7 protein-coding genes are annotated in these 8,874 nt (G+C 41.2%); 5 read left to right on the forward strand and 2 right to left on the reverse strand.

The features are described 5' to 3' along the window. Positions 1-281: 281 nt before the first annotated feature. Positions 282-887, reverse strand: coding sequence for a flagellar assembly protein H (locus tag HWQ41_RS20550; protein ID WP_366931689.1), 606 nt, complete (start codon positions 885-887; stop codon positions 282-284). Positions 888-909: 22 nt separating this feature from the next. Then, a complete protein-coding gene (locus tag HWQ41_RS34335) occupies positions 910-1,059 on the reverse strand; it encodes a hypothetical protein (RefSeq protein WP_334783423.1) in 150 nt (49 codons plus the stop codon). Between the two features lie 169 nt (positions 1,060-1,228). Here HWQ41_RS34335 and HWQ41_RS20555 point away from each other — a divergent pair, with 169 nt between their 5' ends. The 5 genes from HWQ41_RS20555 (at position 1,229) to HWQ41_RS20575 (ending at position 8,579) form a co-directional block, all read left to right on the forward strand. After that, a complete protein-coding gene (locus HWQ41_RS20555; protein WP_292766790.1) occupies positions 1,229-2,113 on the forward strand; it encodes a substrate-binding domain-containing protein in 885 nt (294 codons plus the stop codon). Positions 2,114-2,197: 84 nt separating this feature from the next. Then, on the forward strand, positions 2,198-2,896 hold the full coding sequence (locus HWQ41_RS20560) for an ABC transporter permease (protein ID WP_292766793.1): 699 nt from the start codon (positions 2,198-2,200) through the stop codon (positions 2,894-2,896). Continuing rightward, the gene (locus HWQ41_RS20565) at positions 2,893-3,975 is read left to right on the forward strand and encodes an ABC transporter ATP-binding protein (protein ID WP_292766796.1); all 1,083 of its coding nucleotides are present in this window, start codon (positions 2,893-2,895) and stop codon (positions 3,973-3,975) included. The genes HWQ41_RS20560 and HWQ41_RS20565 overlap by 4 nt, the downstream gene beginning before the upstream one ends. A 119-nt stretch (positions 3,976-4,094) precedes the next feature. Next, on the forward strand, positions 4,095-7,577 hold the full coding sequence (locus HWQ41_RS20570) for a hypothetical protein (protein WP_292766799.1): 3,483 nt from the start codon (positions 4,095-4,097) through the stop codon (positions 7,575-7,577). An 18-nt stretch (positions 7,578-7,595) separates the two neighbouring features. Further along, a complete protein-coding gene (locus tag HWQ41_RS20575) occupies positions 7,596-8,579 on the forward strand; it encodes a hypothetical protein (RefSeq protein ID WP_292766802.1) in 984 nt (327 codons plus the stop codon). The last annotated feature ends 295 nt before the right edge of the window (positions 8,580-8,874 follow it).

Here is an 8,874-nt window from a genome sequence, read left to right on the forward strand (position 1 = left end):
GGGAGGGGAGATAAAGCGTAGCTTTGGCGGGGTGGGGTTCTTGGGGTTTAGTAAGTAATCAAGCGGACATGATATAACTGATGCTAATTCACGATCGCCTACTTTGGGTATATGAGTTTTACCCCTGATTAATTCGCCAACAGTATTTTTCTAATCGCCTGGGCTAGGAAATACGAAAAAATAGATTATCCAGTTTCGTAGGGTGTGTTGGCAATGACAACCAATCGTAGGAGAATATTATTTGGTTGCTCTATTATCCTCTTGCGATCGCAACATTAACTCTATGGAGATTCGGTAATCTGCTGTTGTAGTTGTTGCACCTCCTCAATCCACAAGCCTGTTGCAGAAGCAATAATGTTGATTGTTACTCCTTGGCGCAAAAGATTAACAGCAATCTCTCGTTGCATACTTGCCTTTGCCCTTGCTTCTGCCTCTTCTTGAATAGAACGGTAAACGGTTGATTCTTGCATGATGTCTTTCCTCAGTACATGATAAACAACCTCATCCTCTAATCTTATCCCAGCTAGAATCGCTGAAGCAGCAGTTAAATTAGCTTGGGTTATTGGGTCTGAAATTTGGTTGATGGTTTGTGCAACAGAACGCAATGTTACCTCTGGATCAGTTGTTTGACTCAGAGTAGCAAAGGGAAGCAGTCCAGGGTATTGTAGGAAAAAGGTTGTGGGTTGTTCCCACAGGCAAACTGCATCGAATTCATGACGAGTGCGCTCTAGGGAAAAAGTAGTTTGCCGAACGCGATCAGATCCAGTGGGCTGAAGATACACTACGACTTGTCGCATCCTTTTGTCAGGATAACGTCTGTAAACTCGCACGCGATAATCCAACATCCCAAACGGAATATCCCGTTTGGGACGGGTTTTAAATTCCAGGTGGAGGACGGAATCATCAGACTCAAGTAGGAATTAAGGCATCTGCACGAATGGGTTCGAGGGAAAGTTCGGAGGGTTTTAGCTCCGTCAGAGTAATGGACTCTCCCAGTAGCCAACTGGCAAAGTCGGCTGAGAAGTTTTCGGCAAGGAATCGACAAGTATCGTCATACATGGACAGATTGTAGGACTTTGTAATACATAGAATCCTTCTGAGCATCAGCATTGTCTGGGAAACAACATATATATAGTTGATTTCCTACTCAATCTTGCTTATACTTCCCAATGTAAGCTTTACTTGCCATAGTAAAAAATATTGGCATATAAATTGGTAGGAGAGTGCAATGATCAATCATCGGGCTTTGCGTCATGGATGTTTGGTAATTTTCGTGGCGATTCTTTGCATTGGCTTTGGTAGTAATCTAGTCAAGCAAGAGCCAACTCTTGGACAGTCCCCAGCGAATAAAAATGTGATAGTGGCAATGACAACCAGCATTGAGGATAGTGGATTACTAGATGATTTAGTTCCGGCGATTGAAAAGAAAACAGGATATAAGCTCAAAAAGGTTGCAGTCGGTACCGGACAAGCTTTGGCTCTAGCTGAAAAAGGTGAGGTTGATGCCCTATTCGTCAATTCACCTAAAGCCGAACGCAAAGTTTTGGCAGGTGGTGCGGTGATTAATCGCCACTTGGTAATGCACAATGACTTTGTGATTGTCGGCCCTGATGCGGACAAGGCAAAGATCCGAGGGAAAAAGAGTGCTGTGGAAGCGTTCACCCTGATTGCCAAAAATCAAGCATTGTTTATATCGCGGGGAGATGACTCAGGTACTAACAAACTAGAAAAAGATTTATGGAAACAGGCAAATATCACACCGACTGGTGCTTGGTATCAGCAAACAGGTTCAGGGATGGGGCAAACTTTGCAAATTGCTAATCAAAAACTAGGATATACCTTAGCAGATCGGGCAACATATATATTTCAGAAGAAAAACCTGTCTTTGCCAGTACTGGTGCAAGGAGACAAGAAACTGTTAAATCTGTACCATGTCATGGAAGTAAATTCTCAGAAATTCCCCAGAGTGAATAGTGCAGGAGCTAAAGCGTTTATTAATTATGTCTTATCTCCTGAAGGACAGACACTGATTGCAGCCCACGGTAAAAAAGAGTTCAAACAACCGCTATTTTATGTTGATGCCGGTAAAACGGAGAAAGATTATGGCTTTTAAAGAAACTTGAGCATCAGATCATCAAGGGTTGCTCTACTGCATATTTCACGATTATTTTCCAATTTTTCATCCTTATTTGTATTTGTGAATACAATCATCGAAGGAGCTTTTAGAGCTTCTGAGCTATTAACCAGTGGCGATCGCGACGTTTTCCAGGTAATGACGATGACATTGTTCGTATCTGGAATAGCTACAGGCATTAGCGTTTTACTGGGACTACCATTAGGACTGTGGCTAGCATTAGTGGATTTCGTCGGCAAGCAGACTCTGACTAGTTTGATTAACTTCGGTATGGGATTACCACCTGTCGTAGTCGGTTTATTTGTCAGTCTGTTTTTGTGGCGATCTGGGCCGTTAGGAAATCTTGATTTGATGTACACGCCCACAGCGATGATCATAGCCGAAGCCATCATTGCTTTTCCAATTGTAGCTGGCTTCAGTTTTGCGGCAATTATCAGTATTAATCCGAAACTACGCTGGCGACTGTTATCAATGGGGGCGACACAGTGGCAAGCCAACTGGTTGCTAATCAAGGAAGCACGGTTAGGGTTAATGGCTGCAATCATGGCTGGTTTTGGTCGCGTCATCTCAGAAGTTGGTGCATCCATGATGGTGGGCGGCAATATTAAGGGGCAGACAAGAGTCCTGACTACAGCGATCGTCTTGGAAGTAGGGAAAGGAAATTACGATGTTGCAATGGCGATCGCATACATTCTTCTGATCATCACATACACCGTGATCGTATTGCTGACTATCCTACAGCATGACAAGAAAATTTTATGAATACTAACGAGTTTGTCCTGAATATGCGACAGGTGAGCGTCGCTAGCAAAACACGTAAAAATATCCTGTCAATTGACAATTTTGCAGTCCGTCCAGGAGAACTTGTTGCTGTACTTGGCCCCAATGGCGCTGGTAAAAGCACTTTGTTAAGAACAATCAATCTCTTGCAACCTTACCGTGGTGAGATGAAATTATTTGGACAGGATGTCCGCAATACCAATAAAACATTGTTGCGTCGTCGTTCGGCTTTGGTATTTCAGGAAACATTACTACTGAATGACACTGTTTTTAATAATGTTGCCAAGGTATTAAAGTTTCGCGGAACACCAACACACAAGATTAAGCAAACGGTACATACTGCACTTGCCACTTTTGGCTGTGAACATCTGGCAAATCAGTCAGCTCGTTCTCTGTCCGGTGGTGAAGCAAAGCGGGTTTGTATTGCCTGCGGTTTAGTTGCTGATTCAGAATTGCTGCTTTTAGATGAGCCTTCTGCCTCTTTAGATGTGGGAATACGTCCCCAGATGATCGAGAAAATTAGACAATGGGCGCAAGCGAGGGGATCAGCAGTCATATTAGTCAGTCATAATTTTACAGATATACTGCATTTTGCTGATCGAGCGATCGCTTTATTTGACGGTTGTATTGTCCAGGATGATAACTTGGAAACCATCATCCGCCGCCCAGCTAACGAGCAGTTGGCCAGACTGGTAGGGATAGATAATATTATTCCGTGTCGGGTAGAACGGAGTAGCCGTGGAAATTTTATCAAACTTGCAAACGGGATAGAGTTTTTATATCCTGGGGAAATCACCAAGCCAATTACTGCATGTTGTTTATCTGGCGATACTTTCAATCTTTTCGATGCAAGTTCTTCAATATTGCATAAACCTTGGTCAGTAATTATTGAAGGGCTAGTAGAACGGGTTTTAAATGGTATTGGGATTTGTAGTATTTGGGTGAAGGTGGGAGAACAAACTTTAATCGCCAGAGTACCTCGAAATCATATATTCGGCAATGTATATCCCCATGAAATAATTAAGCTGGCATTCAATCCTCAAGATGCACATTTTGTTTAGAAAATAACCAATAAAAAAATAATTAGATAAATAAACTTTGACTTTTGAAAATAGATTATCCACGGGGAAGCGGACATCCTAAAGCAACAACAAACAGGATAAGATCGTCTTGACCTTCAATGAGGATTTGGGGTGGGATAATGGAATTGTTGCGATCGCTCACCATTTCAGATTTAGAACCGTTTCTAGCTGACCCGACACAACTTAACACTCAACCCGTCGCCTTACAACTAGCAGTGGCGAGTTATTCCCAAACGCCACGCCCCTTGCTAGAAGTCTTAGTTAATAGCCCCTACGCGCCCGTTGCCGAAGCCGCACAATTGCACATCAACTGGGCAGGAGAAATCAGTGAAGATGGGCAGAATGCCGTTGAGGAAGTGTTAAAATCGCGCTATCTGGGGCAAAATGACAAATTAGCAGTCGAACTGCTCAAAATCGCCCCTGTTCCCCCCTACTTCCTCAGTGAGTGGGTTCCTAGCCAATATCTGATTCAAGCCCTCAGCAACCCCTATTTACCGCTACGATATCACCTCAAGCTGCTGGAACGCTTGGCAAAAGAACCTAGCCTAGAACCGCGTTTACAAGTCGCAGAAGATCCTCAAACTCCGTTGGCGTTATTAGAATCCTTGGCGGGAGATTTGGAGTTAGCTATTCGTCTCTCTGTGTCATATAATCCCAGTTGTCCGCCGGAGTTAGTGCGCTTAGTCCAAGAACAGCATGAGATGGCGAGTGATTGCGATACAGATGTAGAACAGTTGGCAAATTTAGCACAAAGCCGTTGGGAGTGCATACGTTTAGCAGTGGCAAAAAATCCCTCAACTTCTCAAGAAACCCTGTTGGCTTTGGCAGCGGATAAAGTCTTTAAAATTCGGTTGGCTGTGGCGAAAAATTCTGTTACTTCAGCCCAGGTTTTGGCGGTATTAGCAGAATCTGATCTGGAGATTCAAGCTGTGGTGGCGGGGCATGACAATGCCACTGAAGAGATTTTAGAAAAGTTCGCACAGTATCCTAATACAAATGTGCAGTTGGCTGCTAGAAGAAAGCCAGAATCAAATATTGATCTTATTATTCAACAACGTGCAACTCCTGGAGAAATTCTCGAAAAAATTGTTGATAGAGCAGATAATCGACAGAAAAAAGAAATTGCAAAACATCCAAACGTTTCGACCAACACTTTAGAAAAACTTGCAGAAGATTCTAGTTCTAGAGTAAAGTTAGCCGTTGCTCAAAGCTTTTCTATTTCTACTAGCTTGAGAGAAAAGTTATTAGAGGAATTAGCAACAGATGAGTTTCAAATTATTCGGGCAGCAGTTGCAGGTTGGAGTAAAACTCCTCTTCATTTAATAGAACAGATCGGATCAGATACATTATCTAAATCTGAACCTGATCTTTTGGTCTGTGCAGCATTAATTGGTAATATTAAAACTCCAATTGATTTAAAATCAAAAATCATAGAATATTTCAACCTACTCAATTTAGATTATGATAGAAATTTAGAACTATGTATATCTCTAAAAATTAATGAAGATATTCCCATTATGCAGGAAGATAAACGAAGAGACCTTCTTTATAAAATTAAATCAAGAGATATAGATACAATAGCTAGAGATTTATATTCTCCTATATATCTTCTAGAGCAAATCGCAGCATTAGGAACACAAAATGCACATTTAGCAGAAAATCCTGCCACTCCACCTGAGATATTAGTTCAGCTTGCTCGACAGCCTGTTGAAAAAACGATTAATAATGTTAAACCAGTTAAACCGGTTAAACCAGTGGTAGTGCGTCAAATAGTTTTAAATAATCCCAGCTTACCTACTTTAGAACGCTATCGGTTATTAGTTGTTCTTGAGCAAGAACAGGAAATAGCACAAGCAAATCAACTTCTTGCTAATCGTCTTAACAGTTCCTATGGTTTAGCACAAATTGTTGAAACTGGAGATCAAAATACTAAACTCATCGCAGCCCATAGCAAGAAAACTCCAATTCCTATCCTTGAACAACTAGCAAAAGATAGTGATGCTACCATTCGTCAAGTTGTCTCTCAAAATCCTAATTTACCGCTTCCTATTCTCTTGGATCTCACCCAAGATGAGAATGTGAACGTGCGCTTGATTTTGGTGCGTCATCGTTCCAGTCAAATAGAAATTTTAAACCGATTAGCTCAAGATGAATCAGATTGGGTTAGAGCAGAAGTTGCAGGAAATAAAAACACTCCCGTAGAAATATTAACTCAACTCGCTCAAGATTCGAGCAGAAGCGTATGTGAGAAACTAACTGGAAATCAGAATACACCTGTAGAAGTTCTAGAATTTTTGGGAGTAGAAAAGAAACTTGCTAGTGCTTACAATCGTAAAACTCCAGGAAATGCCCTAGCAGCAGTAGTCGAGGACACTTTAAAAAGAGATAGTCGTACACAAAAGGAAGTTTTCGAGTATTTGCTAAGAAATCTTGAAGGCTCTCAAATGCCCGCCAGTACCCTCGAAAAACTAGCAACGAACACAACTTCATGGATTAGATCAGACGTTGCACATCATCGCAATACTCCGTTGTCTGCATTGGAAAAAATGATAGATGATACTTATGAACCTGTTCTTTGGGGTATAGCTAGAAATCCTAATAGCTCACCACAATTGCTAGAGAGGTTGCTGAATAAACATGATGAAGAAGTTACTGGTGCAATGGTAGAAAGAAATGAAATCCCTGTTAATTTAATGGAAAGGTTGTTAGAAAATAAGTCCCAATATGTTCGTGAAGTTGTAGCATTAAGTCACAATCTCCCCCCAGAATTGATGGCAAAAATAATTGCTACAGAATCAGAAGAACCTGTTTTAATTTCTCTTGCTCGTAACCCAAATCTAACACCAGAACTATTAACTCAATTTATCCAGCATTCTAATGCAAATGTGCGTACTGCTTTAGTCCGCCATCCCAACTTAACCGAAGCTCATTGGCAACAATTAGCCCAAGATAGAGCCTTACCAGTCCGCGAAGCTGTTGCTGTTAGTGGGAATGTGCCGGCTCAGGTTTTAGAGCTTTTATCAACTGATGAAAAAGTAGAAGTGCGGCTGAAAGTAGCAAGAAATTCTCGGACTCCAGAAAGTGCATTAGTAGCTTTGACGCGAGATGAAGATTTAACCATTCGTGCTGCGGTGGCAACTAATCCTAACTTACCATCGGCTCAACTCGAACAACTTGCTCAGGATGAAAAAGTAGAAGTGCGTCGTGCTGTAGCGAAAAATCCTCACACTCCGGCTGTGGTGCGTGCTTCCTTGGAAAATTTAGTCAGTAACTCAACTGTACGCCAAACCCAAACCAGTCCTACCCTACGCGGTTTGAGCCGGCTCTACAACCCTCAAACTGATGATTTAGCGACAGTGTTATCGGAATATGTAGAGTCAGATGTTCCTTTTGTGCGTTTTGTGACGTTGTTGCACCCTCTGACCCCTGTTGAGGTGTTGCAACAGGGAGCGCAGTCAGCATCTTGGCTGGAACGTTACGCAGTGGCAGATAATCCAGCGACACCGACAGAAATTAAACAACAGCTTACCGAAGATGGCAATCAAATTGTTAGAGCAGTGGCGATCGCTAGTTTAGCTTAAACATAGGAGTAAAAATTCATGAAACCTGAAACTGAGCAACGCTTAGGGACACTGGAAGTTCTTTTGGAAGAAGAAATACGCTATTCTCTTCCATGTCATGAAGATGGTGCAACTTTAAAACCCTATGCGTGGGATGCAACGATAAAAGGTGAATTTACACCATTAAATCTGATTAAATCTGAAGGTTGGATCATAGAAACTGACCCAGAAGTTGCTTTTGAAAATTGGTTGTGGCCAGAACATAATGGTTTAGCATCGAGTCTTATTCATCTTTATAATAAAGATCCAAAAAAAATTCTAGATGAACATACTAAAAATCAAAGATATCAACAATATTCTAATTTACTCAAGTTATTAACAAAGAAGATCAAGAAGTTACAGGCTTTTTCTTTTAGCTATAACTCTCATTATTCCCTATCCGTTATTGTGGGAAGAGTTCCTGATAGTCAACGCTGGATTTGTCTTTCTTCAACTGTTCCCCAAGAAACACCTAAATTTATTAATAACCTTATTCACTGTTCGCCATACAAAGAAGAAAAAAAATCTAATTTAGAAGCAGAAAAATTGTCAAATATTGAGAAGACAATTAATAACATGATTAAAGAGTTAGGCGAGATCATGATATATGGCTACTATGATGGTGGCTATAATCATTTCCATCATCATAGTATCGTTTTGGCATCGGGAGGTAGTCAAGAAGAGGCAATTAATAATGCTTTGTTAAAATCTGGCTTAGTTGAAATTTATAAAGTTGAAAAATTTATGATTCAAGGAGATGGAGGTCGGGGCTTTTCTGTTGATGATAGAGATTTTGATCAAGATAATGTTACTAACTTAATCAAGTTCTTAAATACTATGTTTCCTAAATTGTTACTTTATCGCTTTTGTTTTTGGGATTACGAACATCTTTATATTTTAGGAGAGACAGACGATTCCCAACAAGATAGTTCCGCTTCCTGGGTCGGAGTTGCCATTCACAGTCAGTTTACCTACAATCCTTAACTCTATCCGTCTCTTGTTGGTAAAATTGCTACTCTAGTCATGCTTCTAGCCTATTGAATTTTTATTGCCCTCTTCCTGGTTTGCAATCTGCAAAACCCAATTGCATATGAAGCTTATTAAGATAAAAGTCTTGCCCTGCCTCGTTCCTGGGCTGCTGCCTGGGAATGTGATCACTCGGAGGCTCTGCCTCCCAGTTTGACAGGAGGCAGAGCCGGACACAAGAGCATTACAAGGCAGCAGCCCAGGAACGAGAGGTGATCACATTTGGTTATGTCTGTCAATGCGTAAGTCCTAG

Origin of the sequence: Nostoc sp. NOS(2021), assembly GCF_017115025.1 — a bacterium.
Taxonomy (GTDB): domain Bacteria; phylum Cyanobacteriota; class Cyanobacteriia; order Cyanobacteriales; family Nostocaceae; genus Nostoc.